We start from the raw sequence: 20,154 nt of genomic DNA on the forward strand, positions 1-20,154 counted from the left end.
CGTCGCGCGGTGGTTGTCAGGACAGGCGTTCGAGGATCATTGCCATTCCCTGTCCGCCACCGACGCACATAGTTTCCAATCCGAATTGTTTGTCGTGGAATTGAAGTGAGTTGATCAGAGTTGTAGCTATCCGGGCGCCGGTCATACCGAAGGGGTGCCCGAGAGCAATCGCTCCTCCGTTGATATTGAGCCGGTCGTGGGAGATGCCGAGTTCGCGAGCGGACGGAATGACCTGTGCAGCAAAGGCTTCGTTGATTTCTACCAGGTCGATGTCGTTGATGTTCATGCCGGCAATTTCGAGAGCTCGCCGGGTCGCCTCGACTGGCCCCAAGCCCATGATTTCGGGGGAGAGACCCGACACGCCGGTCGAGACGATGCGTGCCAGGGGTGTGAGTCCCAGTTCTTTGGCTTTTACATCCGACATGACGATCAGGGCCGCCGCGCCGTCGTTGAGCGGGCATGCGTTGGCTGCGGTGACTGTGCCGTCCGGGCGGAATGCAGGTTTCAGAGTGCTGACTTTTTCGTAAGTCGTTCCGGGGCGGGGGCAGTCGTCGGTGTCAACCACCGTGCCGTCCGGGAGCGTGACCGGGGTGATCTCGCGAGCGAAGAACCCATTCTCGATTGCTGCTTCAGCGCGGTTGTGGCTGCGGACACCGAATTCGTCTTGTTCGCGACGTGATACCCCGCTGTTTTCTGCGACGTTCTCCGCTGTCTGCCCCATGGTGATGTATAGGTCTGGAAGCGCACCGAGGTCTCGTGGATCGGCCCACGCGTCGCCGCTGCCGTCGGCTCGCTTGAGAGTGAGAGACTCGGCGTCGGCGAACACGCCATTGTGGGTGTCGGGGTTTTCGTCGGCCATCCCTTTGCCGAATCGGCTGACGGTTTCGACGCCGGCGGAGATGAAGATGTGGCCTTCACCAGCTTTGATCGCGTGGAGTGCCATTCGAGTGGTCTGCAGGCTCGAGGAGCAGTAGCGGTTGACGGTCACGCCGGGGAGGTGATCCATGCCGGCAAGAACGCCTACTGCGCGTCCGAGGTTGTAACCACTTTCACCTGCAGGCTGTGCGGTGCCCAGCATCAGGTCGTTGATCGTTCGAGGATCGATCTCGGGCACCTTGCCGAGAGCGGCGAGCACCATCTGTGCGGCTAGGTCGTCGGGACGCAGGTCCTTCAACGAACCTTTGACCGCGCGACCGATGGGGGAGCGGGCGGTCGAAACGATGACTGCTTCGGGCATGGTGGAGTCCATTCGTGAAGTTCGACCCGTGGGTCGAATATTCGATCGGTGAGTCTGTTATCGCAGTATGGCTGCAAGCGTCGCGGCGGTCAAGTGCGCCGAACGTAAGAAAGGCAGGCTGCATGACTGGCAAATGTCGACAGCTGGAGGAGTTTTAGGGCACGACGAGAACACGCACATACAACTGCGCGTTGCGCGAAGCAACGGTGACGTAGGTGCGCGTCTCGGTGAGTGTGTATCGGAACCGCTGCGTAGCGGTCCGAACGCAGCGGTTTACCGCTGCTTCAGGAGGAGTTCGAGTTGACTTGTGTGGTGGCGGATTTCGCGAGCGTGGTAGGCCAGTGCGCCATCGTCGCCGTGGACGTCAGGGGACCAGCCGGCCGCCATCGTCGCCGCATCGGACATGACACCCCGGAGGATCAAGTGTGCGAAAGTTTCAGCAATCTCATCGGCACTCTTGCCGCCGGCTCCCGGCCGGTACCATTTCCAGATCCAATTGCACATGCCGTCGATTGCGAATGCCGTCAACGTTTCGTCGGTGGGTTCGAACACCCGGGCTTCGACACCTTCTCGGATGATTTGGCGGACCAGCACGTCATGCTCACGCTTAGCCGAGCGGAATTCATCGCGTACGTCGGCGGGCAGTTCGCTTTCCTCGCGAAAGGTCAACGAGTACAGGTCGAGGTGATCGACGAGGGAGTTCAGGTGGAATCGAATGAACGAGGTGAGTTTTGTTGCTGGATCCTCGTTCGACGACGCGATCACCCGAGCCTTCTCGACCTCGCCGCGGGCCCAATCGCCGAACACATGTCGAAGAAGGTCGTCCCGATTGTCGTAGTAGTGGTAAATCGAAGCTTTCGACAACCCGACCTCGGCAGCGACTTCCTGCATGGTGACCCCATTGACGCCACGAGCCTGGAAGAGCCGTGCCGCGCCGGCGGTGATGCGATCACGCATCACCGAATTCCGCACCGACCCGCCGGCACTCTTCGCCGCAGCCGCGCCCACACGATCAGAAGCCGTTGTCATAGTTTCCGAGGATAGACACCGCGGCTGCCGAACCGACAGCAGCGGGTAGGGCGAAGCATCTTTCGTCGCTCATGCATGTTGGATGAGTTCGAGCTGCACACCGTTCAATGTGCGCGGATGGTAGAAGGTCACCGCGCCGAAATCTCCTCGCACGGCATCGTCGAGCAGCGGTGACAGGCCTTGCTGCTTCAGCTCGTCTACTGCGACGTCGATGTCGTCGACCTTTACTGAGAACAAAAACACTCCTTCTCCGTGGCGCTCGAGGAAGCGCGCTACCGACGTACCGTCCTGCGTCGAGGCAATCAAACTGATGACAAAGCCCCCGACAACGATTTTCGTGCCCTCGAGCCCCGGAAACGCGAAGCCGTCCGGACCGACGTGCTCGCCGATGACACCGAACACGCGTTCATAGCGCTCGGTCGCGGACGGTAGATCATGCACTGCGATATTGATTCCGTTGATGGCAAGGCTCATGGCTTCTCCTGATGTTGATGTTGTGAATGTGCTTTTCGCGCAGACCATCTACTTGCTGCCTGAGGCTGCGACTGGGGCTCGCTGTCCGTGTGTCGGGTGTGATTGGAAATGCGACAGGCGGCATGCAAACAGTATCGACTAGAGGGTTGATATTTCAAGGACAGGGTCGAATTGGGCATCGAATACGCTTCCGAGGTGGAATGATAACTCGATGGTTGGTTTTTCGACCATAGGGTCGATCTGGCTGTAAGCTGTGGCTTGGGCGCCCGAATACGGTTCCTGATTGCTTGTGATGTCGGCGTCGCGAGCGCATGTCCGCAGCGACGCTGCACTCCACTGGCTCCCGCACCGGGTCGCGCATCGACAACGGACAAACCGTTGTATTTCGAAGGAGGGCGATAAGCAATGCAGAAGGATGTGGACGCTTTACGCGTCGTAGTGGTGGGGCTTGGGGGTATCGGTGGCGGAATCGCGCATCGAATGTCCGAGCGTGGTCGACACGTCAACGGCGTCGATCTCGACAGGGACCGAGCGAACGAGTGGCAGCAGCGCACTGGGTGCCCGGCAGTGTCCTCGTTGGACAGTGTCGAGTGGAACGACGTCCGGTGCGTGTTCATCGCAGTCAGGACGGCGCCGCAGGTCGACGCGGTGCTCGCCGACCATGGAGTCCGGAGGGCGATGGACGGCGGGGCGAGCGCACTCGTGGTCACCACGATGACACCGTCGGATGCCCGCCGCACTGCGGAGGCGCACCGCGGACGACGTGTATTCGAGCTTCCCGTTTCCGGTGGTGAGATCAAAGCGCGGGAGGGTGAACTTACGGGCCTGATGACGGGACCGCACCCCACCGCGTTCGAGAAGACCTTGCTACAAGACATCTTCTCGACGCTGTTCCAGTTCGACGACTACGGGCAACCGTCGTTGTTGAAATTGGTCAACAACACACTGGCCGCCCGGAATCTGCTCAATGCGGCGGCAGCGGTGGCCACCGCACACGAGCACGGCGTCGACGCCTTCCTCGCGAGCAACGTCATCCGGTCTTCTTCTGGGTCGAGTGTGGCCGGTGACGCTTTGATTGCATTGTCGGACAACCAGATCGAGCTGCTGCGTAAAGACGCACGGCTGCTCGGCGACGAGTTGTCGTCCTCCCCGCTAGATCTCGCGTCCATGAACGACATCGTCTCCATCGTTGGTGCCGCCCAGGGATTGCTCACCACTGCCCATACAGGAAGAACACGGTCATGATCGAAGAATGGAAAGACGGGATTGCCTTCCCGCACCTGACGAGTTCGGTACACATCGGGTCCCGGAAAGTGAAGAACCGCATCGTCTCACCCCCACACGGCACCTACTTCGCCTCCAATGGGCTGGTCACAGAACAGCAGCTCGCGTACTACGCCGAGCGAGCAGCCGGTGGGGTCGGAATGATCATCGTCGGGAACATGGCCGCGTGGGACCGCTCGAAAACGGGTGGGGGTCAGAACTATGCCTTTTCACCTGATGCGGTCGAGGGCCATCGCGCACTCGCGCAGACAGTCCAAGCCCACGGCACTCTGCTACTGGCACAGCTCTGGGACGGGGGCAGGCAAGGCTCTTCGCGGCTGAGCCGTCTTCCACTGCTATCGGCGTCGCCGCTGCCCGATCCCGTGGTCCGGGAGATTCCCAAGGAAATCGAGGAGTGGGAGATCGAGGACATGATCTCCAGCTTCGCTCGCTCTGCGGCCCTCATGGAACAAGCAGGTTGGGACGGAGTTGAGCTACTGGCAGCGCAGGGATACGGTCTTGCCCAGTTTGTTTCGCCGCAGATGAACCACCGCCGAGACGATTGGGGAGGCTCACCCGACAATCGCGTTCGTGTGGTGTGCGAGATCGTCCGACGCATCAGGTCCGTGGTGGCACCGCACTTCTTGGTCGGTGTGCGAATCAACGGTGACGACATGATCGACGGCGGCAACACCCCTGACGATGCGGTTCTCACGGCAAGGTTGCTCGAGCAGACCGGTGGGGTCGACTATCTGAACGTCAGCGGCGCCAGCAACGAAAACTATCCACTGTGGATCGCCGATATGGGCCACGACACCGCGCTCTTCGTCGACGCCGCCCGGGCGATCAAAGACGCGGTGTCGATTCCGGTCATGGTCGCAACCAGAATCAAGGATCCGCTGGTGGCCGAGTCCATTCTCGCCCAGGGTGCTACCGATCTGGTGGGAATGAACAGAGCTTTGATCGCAGACCCGACCATGCCGGAAAAAGTGATCTCTGGCCTGCTCAGTCAGGTCAGACCGTGTATCAGCTGCAATCAGGGGTGCGTCGGTAAGACCGCCGCCGGCGGTCAGATGGAATGCACGGTCAATCCGCGGGTCGGGTTCGAATGGCAAACGGCCGCCGGGCCGGCCGGTCGACAATCAGTGGTGGTCGTCGGTGGTGGTCCCGCCGGGATGCAAGCAGCTGTCGCCTGTGCCGAGCGAGGAGCCGAGGTCGTTCTGTTCGAATCTCGCGAACAGTTGGGCGGGCAGATCGAACTGGCCTCGCGTGTCACCAGCCGATCGGAATTCGGAATGCTGATCGCCCATCTTCGGCGCAGGCTGGACACGCTAGGGGTCGACGTGCGCGTGGGCGTCACCGCGGCTGCCGGCGACTTGGCGGGGTTCGATCATGTCGTACTCGCAACAGGATCGCGGCCGTGGAGGTCCGGATTTTCCAGTCATAGGCCGGGTGTTCTTGCTGTTTCCGGGCACGACCAGCCCCACGTCGTGACGCCCTGGGACGTTTTCGAGCCGACGACGTCCATCGGCACCAGAGTTCTCGTCGCCGAGGATGATTCACAGGGTCAGGCGACGACCGCTGCGGAGTACCTCGCGGAAAACGGCCGCGAGGTGACCATCGTGGCGAGATCGACCTCGGTAGGTGTGTGGAGTGGGGCAGGCCAGGAGTTCCTGTACAAGCGACTGCGTAAAGCGGGAGTCGAGCTGCGTGCTCATACGTGGATCGACGCCGTGCGAGGTGATGCGGTGGACGCCTACGACGTATTCTCCGGTGTCCCTGTCGAATTGGGCCGGTTCGACACCGTGGTCCTGGCGACAGGTAGCGCCGTGGAGGACACCGTCTACCGGCAGTTGGGCCAGGATCAGCGCGTCATCCGGGTGGGTGATTGCCTGGCACCCAGGCGCCTCGACAACGCCATCTGGGACGGCCTTCATGCAGCCGACCGCCTGTCTGCGGTGGGCACCACCTTGAAGCTCGCTACCTCATGACGCGCCCGAGCCGCAATAGTGGGCCGCAAGGAGGGGCTTCGCAGAGCATCCGCGTCTTCTCCACCCCCAGTCAGCTGAAATCAGCCGTCGGAGACGAATTGGGCCCCGGCGAATGGTTGCATATCACGCAGGACCGCATAGACGCCTTCGCGGACGCAACCGGGGACCGCCAATGGATCCATGTCGACGTAGCCCGCGCGACGAGAGAGAGCCCGTTCGGATCCCCCATCGCACACGGATTTCTCAGCCTGTCGCTAGTGTCCATGCTCAACTGGCAGATTTACACTATCGAAAACACCTCGCTTGCAGTCAATTACGGGTTGAACAAAGTGCGGTTCATCAACCCTGTACGAGTCGATGCGCATGTGCGGTTGCGGACGACGGTGAACTCGGTCGACGACGCGCCGAGAGGTGCTCTCCAGCTCGTTACGACGAGCACCCTCGAGATAGCCGGCGAAGACAAGCCTGCCCTGGTCGCGGAGACCGTGGGCCGGATCATGTTCTGAACCTTAGTCAATTCCTGTTGTCACCCGACGGTGGCTTCGCCTGCTCCCACAGCGAAGCTTCACCGCTCGGTGAAGCGTCTGACGAGGATTCCACACGGCAGTTCCGCACACGGCGATGCAGAGAATATTGACAAGCTTGTGTGACCTGCGCCATGATCAAATCGAACAGAAAGTTGGCTTTTCGACTCTCCGGTCAGTCCCGGGCTCCGAGTCGGCCACAACGAGACAAGGGACAAGTCATGACCAAGCATTCGGCGCTGTGGCAGCCCATCGAACTGGGCCCGGTCAGTGTCAAGAACCGCATCGTGGTCACAGCGCACGCGCTGATGTACGGCGACAAAGACAACCTGATGACCCAGCAGAGCATCGATTACTACGAGGAGCGGGCCAAGGGAGGTGCCGGCCTGATTCTCACCGAGGCACAGGCTGTCCACGCCACGAGCCGTGGCCTGGGATATCGGACCCATCAAGGGTGGAAGACCGATGTCATCCCGGTGTACGAACGCCTGGCAGAAGCCGTCCACCGCCATGGGGCCAAGATCTTCGTCGACCTCTCCCACTTCGGCGTCGAAGACTACAACGGGATGTTTCTCGACAACTGGCGAGCGCTTTGGAGTCCCTCCGGTTTGCCTTCGACCACCTACGGTGAAATCGGCCGCGCAATGACGCGCAAGGACATCGACGAGCTGATCGCCGGCTTCGGCCGCAGTGCACGCAACGCACGTGTCGCCGGGATCGACGGCGCCGAGGTGCACGCAGCCCACGGATACCTACTGTGCAGTTTCCTGTCGCCCCTGACCAATCGTCGAACCGACGAATACGGCGGCAGTACCGAAAATCGCTGCCGCATCGTTCGCGAGTGCGCCGAAGCGGTACGTCGGGAGGGCGGACCCGACTTCGCAGTGGGAGTCAGGCTCTCCCTCATCGAATACACCCCGGGTGGAATCGACGAAGCGGAGGGCGAGAAGATCGCCAAGAACCTTGCCGACTCGGGCCTGTTCGACTACTTCAGCATCAGTGCCGGAAACGCATCGACCTTCGATCGCGTCGTCTCTCCGATGAGCATCCCCGGCGCGCCGTTGGTCGAGTTGGCCTCGCGTGCAAAGAAAGTCGTTGGCAATCTACCTGTCGTGACGGCCAACGGAATCACCGAGTTGTCCGTTGCCGAACAGATCGTCACCTCCGGGGACGCCGATCTTGTTGCGATGACCAGAGCGCACATCGCGGACCCCTTCCTGATCGAGAAGGCCCAGAACGGTCGCGAGGACGAAATCCGGCACTGCGTCAGAGCCAACCAAGGTTGCATCGGTCGCATGTCCAAGGGATGGGAGCTCACGTGTACCCAGAATCCCGCCGCAGGCCGCGAGAAAACCCTGGGCAGTGCGTCTTTCAGGCCAGCATCGACTCCACGGAAGGTGCTGGTGATCGGAGGCGGACCTGCCGGAATGCGGGCGGCGGAATCGGCCGCATCACGCGGGCACGAGGTCGTATTGATGGAACGCGGCGACAGGCTCGGAGGACAGATCCGCTACGCCGCCAAATTGACCACCCGAGGCCGTTGGTCGGTCATGATCGAGGACATGGAACGAATGCTCGACAAGTACAAGGTCGACGTCCGACTGAATACCACTGCAGACGTCGACAGTGTGCGCGCGGTCGGGGCCGATCATGTCATCCTCGCCACCGGTTCAACCTGGCGCACGGACGGCTTCTCCGCGAGCGTCGCCGCACGGCCCTCCATCCCGGGTTGGGATGGTATCCGAGTCCTGGACCCGATCGAGGCCATCGAAAACCCCGCGGCGTGCGGAAACAGCGTGGTCATCGTCGATGACACAGGTGAGTACCTCGCCCTCGGGTTGGCAGAACTCCTCGCAACCAAAGGCAAGAAGGTGGAGGTCGTGTCCTCGAAACTGTTCCTCGGTGACAACACGCTCTTCAACCTCGACGTCGGGCATCTCTACCCGAGGTTGTACGCACTCGGCGTGACGTTGACACCGCAACACATTGTGGGCGAGGTGAATTCGAACGGCGTTGTTATCAACCGGATTTGGGACGGCGCCGCCCGGGTGATCCCGGCGGACTCCCTCGTCACTGTCATGCTCCGAGATTCCGACACGACACTGCTCCCAGTGCTCGAAGCGCAGTTCGACGTCACGTCCGTCGGCGACTGCCTGGCCCCTCGCCGAGTGGACGAGGCGATCTACGAAGGCGAAATGGCCGGCCGCGGAATCTGACATCCAATTCACATCGAACAAGGAAAGAACAACAATGACTCAGAGTTGGCAGATCGGTGACATCAAGATCACCCAAATCAACGAGTTCGCAGTCGAAGTCGGCGTACTCGACGGACTGATCGCAGAAGCCACCCCCGACGCAGTCAAAGCAGTCCCGTGGCTCTACCCGGACTACGCGAACGAAAACGGCCAGACCCTGTGGAGCGTTCACTCCTTCGTCATCGATACCGGATCATCCGTCGTTCTCGTTGACCCAGCCTGTGGCAACCACAAAGACCTGCCACTCATCCCGGCCTGGGGCGGACTCGACACCCCATACCTGAAACGGCTGGAAGAAGCCGGTTACACACCGAAACAGATCGACTACGTCGCCATCACGCACCTACACCTGGACCACGTGGGCTGGAACACCGTGCTCGACGGTGATCGCTGGGTACCGACATTCCCCAACGCCCGGTACACCTTCGTACAGGACGAGTTCGAATATCACCGGGGCCTCACCGAAGGAGCCACCGTAACGGAGGATCTCGGCCACGCTGTCACCTACAACGGCGCGGACCCCGATATCCACAAGCAAACACGGTTGGTGTTCGAGCAGTCGATTCAACCCTGTGTCGACGCAGGACTGGTCGATTTGGTCCCGCAGAACCACACGATATGCGACGGCGTTCGGTACACGTCGACACCCGGGCACACCAAGTCGCATTCGAGCCTCACCCTCGAATCGGGCGGCCAGACAGGCTTCATCACAGGCGATTTCATCCATCATCCAATACAGGCCGCCCAGCCGACCTGGAGTTCACGTGGTGATTGGAACCGCGAACTGTCTTCTGAACGACGCGTGGAATTCATGGAATCGGTAGCCGACACTGATGTCATGGTGTTCGGAACGCATTTCGCCGGCCACAGCGTCGGTCGCATCGTCCGCGACGGCGATGCGTACGAATTCGCGGCCGTCTGAGTTACATCGATCCTCGCAGCTGCACTACCGAAGTACACCGATCGTCACAGGAGCACCATGTCGAAGAACGAGATTCCCTACTACTGGTCGAGCATCGACTGGCATCAACTCACCGAGGATTTCCCTCCACCGCCGCTGTTCGACTCCGTCATGGCGGCCCGCTCCGACGCCGACATGCGACAGATCCAGAACTCACGATTCCTCGATCGGATCACCGACGCATGGAAGGTCCCCTTCTACCGCGATCGATGGTCCGCGGCCGGTCTCGAACCGGGAGACATTCGAGGGATCGACGATCTGGAGAAAATTCCGACATTCACCAGCGAGGACATCAAGCAGTCGATCGAAGCACATCCGCCTTTCGGCGATCATCAGAACTTCGCACTCGAAGCGATGCGGACGCCCCTGAAGATTCAGTCGAGCGGTGGCACGTCCGGTTTGCCGCGGCCGACTCTGTTCGACCCGGTCGCGTGGGAGGTGCAAGCGATCCAATTCGCGCGAGCATTCGTCGCCCAGGGCGCCGAAGTCGGCGACATTCTCCAGATCACCCTTACCAACAGTCTGGCCAACACAGCATGGTGTTCGTCAACCGCGGCCATGAACTGGTGTGGAATGATCCCGCTGACAACAGGGTCGGGCGCCGTCACCAGCTCTAAGCGTCAGCTCGAACTCGCGCAGGAGTGGGGTACACGCGGTTGGGTTGCATTCGGTGAGTACCTCAAGATCCTTGCCCAAGAGGCGATCAGATCCGGCATCGATTTGAAAAAGGATCTGTCCACCCGCTTTATTCACACCTATCTCGGAGTAGACACCGAAGGTCACCTGCGGAAGCTGCTCGAAGACGCCTGGGGCGTGCCGGTCTACGACAACTACGGCACCCACGAAGTCGGGCTGATTGGGTACGAATGCGTCGCAAAGAACGGTCTGCACGTCAACGACGACACTGCACTCGTCGAAATTGCAGACAGCGACAGTGGACGCATCCTCGGTGCTGGGCGCGATGGCGATATCGTGGTCACGAGCTTGCACCGCTCGGTCCCACCGATCATTCGGTACGACCTGAAGGACCGCATGCGAGCAACTGAACGCACATTGTGCGAGTGCGGAGCACGGACGACGAAACTGTCCGGATTCCTGGGCAGACTCGACGAAATGGTCAAACTACGCGCGACGAGTGTGTACCCGCGATCGGCCCAAGACGTCGTCCAGGGCGATTCACGCTCGACAGGCGAGTACCTGTGCGTGGTCGAGAACATCGGAGAAGGACTCGGCTCACGCGAACGCATGACCGTACTGATCGAACAGGCACACGAAGAAGACGCGTCGCCCCTGCAAGAGGATATGAAAAGACGACTCAAGTCGACCTTCGGCGTCTCGGTCGACGTGTCGATCGTTCCCGCAGGATCTCTCGCCGACAGAACAGGATTGGGAGGAGAGGGCAAGGTCAAGCGTCTACTCGACCGACGCGGAGAGGACAACGCGACCGTCTGATCGCGACTTGTACGTCAATCAGACAGCCCCGTTCGTCGGGGCGCGTGATTGGGAAGGAGAGGAATGCGCGAGCAAGCCGCAACTGCTGATTTCGACGCCATCGCAAAGATGTTCCGCCTCGACGGCAAGGTAGCTATTGTCACCGGTGCCTCAGCAGGATTGGGAGTATCGCTGTCTGCAGCCTTGGCCGGCGCTGGCGCGAATGTGGTCGTAGCCGCACGACGAATCGATCGCTTGAAGGGGACCGCAGAGTTGATCCGTGGCTACGGACGCGAAGCGCTCGCACACGAGGTCGATATCGGCGACCCGGCCCAGTGCGCCGGGCTGGTCGATGCAGCCATGGACAAGTTCGGCCGAGTCGACATTTTGATCAACAATGCAGGTCTGGCCAGCGCAGTCCCGGCGAGCCGCGAGACCCCGGAAGCATTTCGATCCGTTGTCGACGTCAACCTGGCCGGTAGCTTCTGGATGGCGCAGGCATGTGCCGCCGTCATGACACCGGGCGGTTCGATCATCAACATCTCGAGCGTTCTCGCATACACCACTGCCGCACTACCTCAGGCGGCGTACTCCGCTAGCAAAGCCGGGTTGGTAGGACTTACTCGCGACCTTGCCGCACAGTGGGGTCGAGACCCGGGAATCAGAGTCAATTCGCTCGCACCCGGGTTCTTCGAAACCGAAATGACCGAGTCGTACCCCCCGGACTACGTAACCGACACTCTCGAACCGCGGTTCTTGCTGGGGCGGGCTGGCAGAGCCGAGGAACTGGCTGCGACCACGGTATGGCTGGCATCGCAGGCAGCGGGGTATGTCACCGGCCAGACAATTCTGGTCGACGGAGGGATGTCCGCTACCTGAAGCACGTCACACCCATCACAGTGATCGCCTGTGGCCTAACTGGGGCGTCTTCGGCCGATCTCGACCACGCCGGATCAACCCGGTGTCCGCGAACAAGTTTCGCCGACACCGGGTTGATCCGGCATTTCAGCGTTGACGGCTGCGCGGCGCATCCCATGGGTCGCGATCCCCTTTTTTGTGACCGTTGACACAGCGATGCGTGGAGGCTAAGTTACTAACCGGAAAGTCGATTAATCGACTTGTAAGTCCATCCGCGTTGGGGTGGACCCCCGAATCACCTTCGAAGTCGCGGTATCTCGCTGTGTCCGGCAATGCCAAGCAGCACATTGTTCAGCGACGCACCTCTTGCATACGCACCTCATCGCAATTTCTGAGAAACGGGCGGATACATCAATGGGCAAACTGGATGGAACGGTTGCACTCATCACAGGCGGAGCCAAAGGTTCTGGGCGATCGCACGCCCTGACACTTGCACGTGAGGGCGCCGATATCGCACTCTTGGACAATTGCGTCTCCGACGTCGCTGGCCAGAACTACCCCGGCGGTTCACAAAAAGAGTTGGACGAGACTCGAAAGCTGGTGTCCGACTTAGGCCGACGATGTATTGGCATCGTCGCTGATGTCCGAGACGACGAAGCCATGGTGACCGCAGCGCAGCGGACCGTTGACGAGTTCGGACGGATCGATCATTTGCTCAGCAGCGCGGGCATCATCTTGCAGTTCGGGAAGTTGGCCGACATCTCGCCCCAGCAATGGCGCACCGTCATCGATACCAATCTGACAGGCGTCTACAACGTGTGCCGTGCTGTACTGCCGCACATGGTCGCCAGACGCGCGGGAAACATCGTCATCACTTCATCCACTGCGGGGCGCGCTGCGTACCCCAACATCTCGGACTACGGCGCCTCGAAATGGGCTGTGATCGGATTGATGAAGACGCTCGCCGTCGAATACGGGGAATACGGCATTCGCGCCAATTGTGTTGCCCCCACCAACGTCAACTCCGGTGACCTCCCCTCGATGAACAACAACGAAAATGCCTACAAACTCTTCTGCCCGGATATCGCCAACCCGACTCGCGAGCAGATGGCCGAACGAATGAAAACAATGCACGCCCTGGATGTGCCGGGGGTGGACTGGCAGGACGTCTCCAATGCCTACCTTTTCCTTCTTTCCCAGGAAGCTCGCATGATCACGGGCGAGGTGCTGCATGTTTCGGCAGGGCTCACGGCCAACAACATTGCCTGACTATAGCCGAACCTGATGTAGGGCAATGAATTTCGAACTAGCCGGTTGCTTTTACATGCCTCGAACACAATTCCGGCCGGCTGGCCGGCAGAACAGGAGATCGAAATGCAAGATTTGACAGGCAAGGTCGCCCTCGTCACCGGCGCTGCTCGCGGGCAGGGCCGCTCGCATGCGGCTTTCCTTGCAGAAGCAGGTGCAGACGTCATCGTTCTTGACATCTGCAGGCAAATCGAGACGGTGCCGTACCCGACCGCCACAGCCGCGGACCTCGACGAGACTGTTGCTCTAGTGGAGAAGTACGACCGGCGGGCCTATCGCATCGAATGCGATGTCCGTGATCCTGAGGCGCTCGCGGACAGTCTCGACAAGGCGGTAGTGGACCTGGGGCGTCTGGACATCGCAGTACTCAACGCAGGGGTATGTGAGATCACTCCGGCAGCGTCGATCGCCCCTGAGCAGTGGAACACTGTCATCGGAACGAATCTGTCCGGCGCGTTCTTCGCCGCCCAGGCTGCAATGAAGCACATCGTCGGGGGAGAGCGCGGTGGGTCGATGGTCTTCGTCGGCTCAGCCAGCACCTTGACTCCTGTCGAATCGATGGTGCATTACATTGCCTCCAAGCACGGAGTTGTTGGTGTGGCCAAAGCCTTGGCGAAAGAACTTGCACGCCATCAAATTCGAGTCAATGTTGTCCATCCGACCAACTGCGACACCCCGATGATCCAGAACTCGATGATCTACGACCTTTTCGCGCCCGACGTGGAACACCCGAATCGTGACAGCGTCGAACCAGTGTTCAAAACCCTTGCAGCGCTGGATACTCCCTGGGTGGACCCCGCCGACATCTCACGGGCAGTTCTGTATCTCGTAGGCGAGAGTGGCAGATACGTCACCGGAACCCAGCTCGAGATCACTGCCGGCTACCCGCTTCTCTAGTCGTCTCCGTCCGCTCGACCCCTCCCCCGCATCGTCTACTCGGTGCAGGCGGAAACGGAAAGGTACACAGTGTCAGATATCGTCCCCGCCGAACTGCTGTCCAGCGAAAAACCAGTTGCGTTCTACGGTTACGCACTCCCCAAAGAAGGTCTGCGCGACGTTCTGTTGGACCGAATGCTCGCTCTCGGGGACCCGAGTCGCGCCGAGCCCGGAATCCTCGTCTACGAAATCCATCGCGACTTCTCTAGGCCCGACGCCATCGCGTTCTACGAACTCTACGAGAACGGTGCTGCCATACAAGAGCACCTGAACGCGCCTTACATGACGGCATTCTTCGCTGACAGCGACTCGTTGCTGGAATCGGACCTCGAGATCACCGCTCTCGAACTCATCCGTTCGGACGCGCCCGGTCTCGACTGATACTGCGGTCACCGGCGCCATCGACACGGCGGCTCAGCAAAGTTCGACATCACTACGCAATCACGGCCAAGGAACGAATGAATGGTCTGGTGCCGGAACCGCAGCCTGCCCTTCCCATGATTCAGTAAGGAACCTCGATGGATCTCAACAGATTTCGATCACCTGCGTCGATGACGCCCTATCAAGTACTGATCGTCGCTGTGTGTTCTCTTGTCAACCTTCTTGACGGCTACGACCTGTTCATCATGGGCTACGCCCTGCCGCATATTCCCGAGGGCTACGCCACCGCTGCCGCGAAAGGTTACCTGGTCAGCGCAGCCCTGTTCGGGATCGGCGTCGGGGCGTTCTTTCTAGCAAGGCTGGCCGACGTTCACGGCCGACGCCCCGTCCTGATCGGTTCGCTGATCCTCAACACCTCAGGACTCCTCGTGTCCTCGCTCGCCCCGAACTATACGGTCCTCATCGCCTCTCGATTCGTCACGGGAATGGCAATCGGTGTCCTCGGTGCCATCTCGATGGTGATCGCTCAGGAAATGTCGCCACCGTCTCGCCGGAGCCTGTCGGTGGGTGTGGTGCTGTTCGGCTATCCCTTGGGAACTTTCGTTGCAGGCCTTGCCGGCGCTTCGGTGATCGAAGCAGCCGGCGGTTGGAAGGGTTTGTTCTGGCTCGGGTTCGCGCTCAGCGCACTCGTGACGGTCGTCGTCGTCGCGCTCATCCCGGAAACCGTTGCATACCTGCGTCGTTCATCGGGTGCTGCGCAGGAGGCCGCCGACAGGCTGGCGGGTCGGCTCAATTTGGAAGAGAGGGACCCGCAGGCTGCTGGTGTGCCCGGCGGCGGGACGGACAACGGGTCGGATACGAAACTTCTCGGGTCGGGCTTGCGAACCACCACCTTGCTGTTGTGGTTCGGTTACGGGTTTTGTACCGCTTCGTTTTACTTCATCGGATCCTGGACTCCTCAGCTGATCAAAAACGAGACCGGTGATGCTGGTAGTGGCGCCTTGGTGGGCATCATGCTCTCGGTCGGAACGATGATCGGCGCGATCTTGTACGGGATAGTCGGACTCCGGCGTCCTTCTGCTCAAATCTCCTGGGTATCGATGGCCCTGGGATCGGCCGCGTTGATTGCGTTCGCGTTGACCCTTCAGGGCGCCCTCGCGCTTGCCATGGCCCTGTTGCTCGGCCTGTTCGTTTTCGTCTCTCTGAGTGCCTTTACTGCGATCGCCACTTCGGTCTATCCGATACAGATCCGGGCCAAGGGTTTCGGCACGATGCTGGGCGTGGCCAGAGTCGGTTCGATAGTGTCACCCATTCTCGGGGGGTACGCCATCGGTTTCATGTCGCCGAAAGATCTCTACATTGCCGTTCTGGTGCCGTTGGCGATTGCTGGGTTGTGTTCGTACGGGCTGCTCAGAACGAGCCGGGGGACGAACATCCTAGTCGGGCATCAGCGAACAGAACGACTCACAGGCGCCGCGTAATCGCCGAGTTCAGGTCACGAGTTCGCTCCTTAGCTGCACAGAACTACAAGTGGCGATCGGTCACTGAGTGAAGGGACGGTGCAAATGAACTACCCCGCACCTGAGACAACCGACCTGCGATTCACCGAAGATCTCGTAGTGGGAACAGAGTACGATCTCGGAAACTATCTCGTCACAGCAACGGAAATCATGGCCTTCGCCCGCCGCTGGGATCCACTCGGGATCCATACCGACCCGAGCCTTGCCAGCGCGAGCCACTTCGGTGCCGTCATTGCAAGTGGCGTATACACCCTGGCGGTGTTCCAACGCCTGGCAGTCGCGGGAGTTCTTGCGCACTGGCACGTCGTCGCAGGCCGCACACTACGCGAGGTGCAGTTCCTCGCACCCGTTCACGCCAACACGCACTTGCACGGGTCCTTGACCGTGACCGCGGTCAGCAAGGGCCACCACCGCTGGGGCCTGGTCACGACCAGCGGAACGCTCAAAGGTAGAGACACCGGACCCGTGCTGTCTCTCGAGATGGATGCCTACGTCCGTCGACGTCCAACCGCGTGCTGATATGGCGTTTCCGGCACATTCGCGCGACCGGAGCGTCCGTCTACTTCACCGCAGTCTCAAGTCCAGATCACGAAGGAGAGCACAATGACAGGTCGTCTCGACGGCAAGGTCGCCGTCATCACCGGTACCGGACGCGGAATGGCGCGCCAGGTCGCGTTACGGTTCGCTGCCGAGGGTGCCTCGATTGTCGGGTGCGACATCAATGCCGAAGCTGCCGAGGAGACGCTCGCGATCGTGCGCGCCGCCGGCGGACGGATGGAATCGCTGCACTCGATCGACCTCACCACGGAACACGACGCACACGCGCTGGCTGAATTCGCGGCCGAGAAGTTCGGCGGCATCGACATTTTGCACAACAGTGCCATGCAGCTGCGGTTGGGATCGGTCGAGGATTCCAGCCTCGCAGACTGGCAATTCACCCTCGACCACACATTGACCGTGCCGTTCCTTGTCTCCAAACACGCCATCCCGCATCTTCGCGCGCGCGGCGGCGGGAGCATCATTTTCATGGGCTCCATCGCGGGTGCAAATATTGGGACGGGTTACCCGGCCAATCTTCCTATCATTCAGGCTTACTCGGTGGCCAAAGCTGGCGTCATTCGGCTCGCGAGCTGCCTCACCAACGAATTGGCCGAGGCGAATATTCGCGTCAACACAATCTCTCCGGGTTGCGTGGCAACCCCGAACGGCCTGTTGTTCTACGGTACGGAAGGCACAGAACAACGACGGGTTACCCTGACACCGAACTTGATCCCGCGGCTGGGGGAGCCCGACGACATCGCAAGTGCAGCGGTATACCTGGCTTCCGACGAGGCATCCTGGGTGACCGGGCTCAACCTGGCTATTGACGGAGGCGCCCATGCATCCGGCGGCGCGGGCACAGTCCATCCCGAAGACGCCGCAGCCTATGCACCCGGAATGGCAGAGATGTCCGAGGTCGACCACTGGCCAACAACCGGCCAACGTGCGATATTGAGTACGATCGGCCTGCCGTAGAGTCGTTAGTGACGGCGCGGAGTTTACCCGATAGTCAAAATGGCCTGGGAGAGAACTAATTTCGTTGTCGGCGCCCTCTTGCTGAAGGTGTGGCCGCGTATCCGGGCGACAGTGCCCGACCATTCTCACCGATCTCCGGTGGCGATAGGGTGCGGGGCAGCGACTTTCACTATCGGCTCCGTTTGCGCCGCACCAAGCAGCTATATCGAACATCCCGAAAATCGGCGACAGAAGATCCAACCACCGGGCGGATTCGGTAGCGGCAAGACGATGTCTCCGGGGCACGTTTCGGTTTCGGTGCCGCGGGCACCTGAGATCGCCAGACCAGGGGGACTGTCACTAGATCGGTGTTTTTTGGGCACCACGCGCTGAGTGAAAGCTGAGCGTGTGGTGCGGTGATGACGACACTGGAAGATGTGACCAAGGAGAAGGCCGAGGCCGTCCGCTGAAGTAACGATCCGCCCTCACCTCTTAGGGAAGAGCGGATCTTGTTGTATCGGTACCGGTCTGTGGCCTATCGGCCGCGAGGTTTGTTCTCTCGTGCCGGTTCAGGTTCCGTGATTGGCCATATTTAAATGAGACAGTCCTCGACCGGGCTACCGACGAGTGGGCCATCGTATTCGATATCACGGCGGCGCGGGCGTAGATCCGGCCCCGGTACCGATGTCAATTGGGGGAGTGAGGGCTTCGCAGGGTGTTTGGGGATGCTATCGGACTGTAACGGCGCGATGTGGAATTGGTGGTAGTCCGCCTTGACCACTGACTGGAATCGTTCGACCAGCATGAGTCCCCTTCTCTTTTGCTTGTTCGAGTGTCTCAGATGTGATCGAGACATCGGTGAGACGTTCAGCCGGAGCAAACGCCGCCTGAATCTGTATCGAGTCCAGCGACAAGCTGTTCGGGAGACCCTGCTCCGATTGCCGCGGTCGGGGCAGTCCCCTTATCTCGTGGGCTGCGGCGACGGATACCGAGTAGGGAGCAGTCGAACGATGGGCAAGTGTTGACGACGGTTGAAACCTGGTTCTGGCCCATTTCCGTGACGGGGCACGGAGGGTCGTGTCGTTCCGGCAGGACAGGGATGTGGTGAGTGATGATCGTTCTGGTGTTCTGAGAACTGTTGTGACCTGCGTGTACTTCTTCCGCATCTGTCGGGCGTCGACATCGATTCGGTCGATGCGACCGCAGGTAGAGTCCGTATCCGTGCGTCGCCGTTGTCGAGTTCGGCGAGCTGTCCGACGTGTGGTGTTTCCTCGAAACGAGTGCACAGTCGGTACGACCGTATGCTCGCCGATAAGGCTATAGCTGGCCGAATCGTCACCGATTTCACCCAGGATCCTGGCGCCGAGAACGACGCCGAGTCCTGGGAAGCTCGTGAGTATGGGCGCGTCGGGGTGTTCCTCAAATGCTGAGGTAAGGGCCGCCTCCAATGACTTGACGTTCTCGGCAGTGGCCGTGAGTGCGCGTGCGTACGCATGCGCTTGTCGCCCATCGCGATTTCCACCTGCAGCGGTTGGCGCAGGTGAGGGAGGCGGAGCCCTGCAACGATTCTGCGGGCCTCGACCTCGACGCCGCGTTTCCGCCCGCCTTTCCGTAAGGCCGCGGCCATAGTGGAGGGGCGCAAGTTTGCTGCGGCGGCCGGGGTGGTTGCCAGTCGGGGTGCCTCGCGTGCACCCATCGTGGTCAGGTCGTCGAATGTTTCGAGAAATGCCGGGAAGTATTGGCGGAGAAGGGAACGTGCCTTGCTGGTGATCTGTTGTCTATCCCAGATCGCGTCCTGATGGGCCCTGTCCAACACCTTGACAGATTGGGCTTGTTCACTGTCGTCCGGAAGCCGCCGATGATTGTCACGATCGGTGCGAAGGATATTGGCCAGCACCATTGCGTCTGCGGTGTCGCTTTTAGTTCGACTCGGCGAGTAGCGGTCCCGATATCTCGAGACGGACAACGGGTTGATTGCGAACACATCGGCGCCGGCGGCGCGAATCGCCGAGACGAGTAGCCCTTGCGCCGTTTCGATAGCGACGGGCAGTCCGTCGAGTCCGTCCTTTCGTAGTTCGAGGATCAGTTCTACTAATCGGTCGAAGCCTGCGACGTCATCGCTGATGCGTTCCTTGATCAGCAGGCTTCCACTGTCGTCGATCACCGCGACATCGTGATGCTTTTCCGCCCAATCGATTCCACACCACAGCTCAGCCATCTCGTCAGTCCTGTCCTCGTCCGGGAGTGCGGCCGGCAAGCCGCACAACGTTGCCGAACCGGGAAGGTCGACCAGCGCTCCAATGAACAGGCCTCAGAGGCCGCCATCGCATCGGCTGTCGCACGATCTCCCACCAGCGGATCGGTGTCACGCACTGCCGTCAGGACTGAACGTCCCGCTCGACGAAGTGATCACCTATCCGCGGCTCGACACTTGACCCCGCTTTCGACAGGGCCAGGATGGGGGTACCCGCGCCGACGCCGGCTACGGTCTG

General features: G+C 60.6%; 17 protein-coding genes. 13 read left to right on the forward strand and 4 right to left on the reverse strand.

Annotated features, from left to right (window positions below; all coding sequences use genetic code 11):
* Window positions 1-16: 16 nt before the first annotated feature.
* From EEB13_RS30950 to EEB13_RS30960, 3 genes are all read right to left on the reverse strand, one after another.
* A complete protein-coding gene (locus EEB13_RS30950; protein ID WP_116104507.1) occupies window positions 17-1,237 on the reverse strand; it encodes an acetyl-CoA C-acetyltransferase in 1,221 nt (406 codons plus the stop codon).
* Between the two features lie 273 nt (window positions 1,238-1,510).
* Window positions 1,511-2,266, reverse strand: coding sequence for a TetR/AcrR family transcriptional regulator (locus EEB13_RS30955; protein ID WP_116104484.1), 756 nt, complete (start codon window positions 2,264-2,266; stop codon window positions 1,511-1,513).
* 69 nt (window positions 2,267-2,335) lie between these two features.
* Window positions 2,336-2,740, reverse strand: a complete 405-nt coding sequence (locus EEB13_RS30960; RefSeq protein WP_181933107.1) for a VOC family protein — start codon at window positions 2,738-2,740, stop codon at window positions 2,336-2,338.
* Window positions 2,741-3,145: 405 nt separating this feature from the next.
* Here EEB13_RS30960 and EEB13_RS30965 point away from each other — a divergent pair, with 405 nt between their 5' ends.
* From EEB13_RS30965 to EEB13_RS31025, 13 genes are all read left to right on the forward strand, one after another.
* Complete coding sequence (locus EEB13_RS30965; RefSeq protein ID WP_116104486.1) at window positions 3,146-3,985, forward strand: NAD(P)-binding domain-containing protein; 840 nt, start codon at window positions 3,146-3,148, stop codon at window positions 3,983-3,985.
* On the forward strand, window positions 3,982-5,994 hold the full coding sequence (locus EEB13_RS30970; protein ID WP_141487000.1) for an FAD-dependent oxidoreductase: 2,013 nt from the start codon (window positions 3,982-3,984) through the stop codon (window positions 5,992-5,994). The genes EEB13_RS30965 and EEB13_RS30970 overlap by 4 nt, the downstream gene beginning before the upstream one ends.
* Window positions 5,991-6,500, forward strand: coding sequence for a MaoC family dehydratase (locus EEB13_RS30975; RefSeq protein ID WP_181933108.1), 510 nt, complete (start codon window positions 5,991-5,993; stop codon window positions 6,498-6,500). Before EEB13_RS30970 ends, EEB13_RS30975 begins: the two co-directional genes overlap by 4 nt.
* Before the next feature lie 239 nt (window positions 6,501-6,739).
* Complete coding sequence (locus EEB13_RS30980; protein ID WP_187328657.1) at window positions 6,740-8,734, forward strand: FAD-dependent oxidoreductase; 1,995 nt, start codon at window positions 6,740-6,742, stop codon at window positions 8,732-8,734.
* Between the two features lie 34 nt (window positions 8,735-8,768).
* Entirely contained in the window at window positions 8,769-9,695 is a 927-nt protein-coding gene (locus tag EEB13_RS30985) for an MBL fold metallo-hydrolase (RefSeq protein WP_141487002.1), read from the forward strand.
* 57 nt (window positions 9,696-9,752) lie between these two features.
* Complete coding sequence (locus EEB13_RS30990; RefSeq protein WP_116104490.1) at window positions 9,753-11,186, forward strand: phenylacetate--CoA ligase family protein; 1,434 nt, start codon at window positions 9,753-9,755, stop codon at window positions 11,184-11,186.
* Between the two features lie 63 nt (window positions 11,187-11,249).
* Window positions 11,250-12,044: an SDR family NAD(P)-dependent oxidoreductase gene (locus EEB13_RS30995; protein ID WP_261984697.1), complete on the forward strand. Its 795-nt coding sequence runs from the start codon at window positions 11,250-11,252 to the stop codon at window positions 12,042-12,044.
* A 393-nt stretch (window positions 12,045-12,437) separates the two neighbouring features.
* Window positions 12,438-13,292 carry a mycofactocin-coupled SDR family oxidoreductase gene (locus EEB13_RS31000; protein WP_141487003.1) on the forward strand — a complete coding sequence of 285 codons (855 nt, stop codon included), beginning with the start codon at window positions 12,438-12,440 and terminating at the stop codon, window positions 13,290-13,292.
* Between the two features lie 105 nt (window positions 13,293-13,397).
* Window positions 13,398-14,228: a mycofactocin-coupled SDR family oxidoreductase gene (locus EEB13_RS31005; protein WP_116104492.1), complete on the forward strand. Its 831-nt coding sequence runs from the start codon at window positions 13,398-13,400 to the stop codon at window positions 14,226-14,228.
* Window positions 14,229-14,297: 69 nt separating this feature from the next.
* Window positions 14,298-14,648 (forward strand): putative quinol monooxygenase, encoded by a 351-nt coding sequence (locus EEB13_RS31010; protein WP_116104493.1) that lies wholly within the window; start codon window positions 14,298-14,300, stop codon window positions 14,646-14,648.
* A 137-nt stretch (window positions 14,649-14,785) separates the two neighbouring features.
* Window positions 14,786-16,129: an MFS transporter gene (locus EEB13_RS31015; RefSeq protein ID WP_116104494.1), complete on the forward strand. Its 1,344-nt coding sequence runs from the start codon at window positions 14,786-14,788 to the stop codon at window positions 16,127-16,129.
* Window positions 16,130-16,213: 84 nt separating this feature from the next.
* Window positions 16,214-16,687, forward strand: coding sequence for a MaoC/PaaZ C-terminal domain-containing protein (locus EEB13_RS31020; protein WP_141487004.1), 474 nt, complete (start codon window positions 16,214-16,216; stop codon window positions 16,685-16,687).
* Between the two features lie 84 nt (window positions 16,688-16,771).
* Complete coding sequence (locus EEB13_RS31025) at window positions 16,772-17,683, forward strand: SDR family NAD(P)-dependent oxidoreductase (RefSeq protein WP_116104496.1); 912 nt, start codon at window positions 16,772-16,774, stop codon at window positions 17,681-17,683.
* A 940-nt stretch (window positions 17,684-18,623) separates the two neighbouring features.
* Here the strand turns inward: EEB13_RS31025 and EEB13_RS31030 are convergent.
* Window positions 18,624-19,880 carry an IS110 family transposase gene (locus EEB13_RS31030; protein WP_141487005.1) on the reverse strand — a complete coding sequence of 419 codons (1,257 nt, stop codon included), beginning with the start codon at window positions 19,878-19,880 and terminating at the stop codon, window positions 18,624-18,626.
* Window positions 19,881-20,154: the final 274 nt, after the last annotated feature.

The sequence above is a fragment of the Rhodococcus sp. WS3 genome, assembly GCF_003797085.1.
Classification (GTDB): domain Bacteria; phylum Actinomycetota; class Actinomycetes; order Mycobacteriales; family Mycobacteriaceae; genus Rhodococcus_F; species Rhodococcus_F globerula.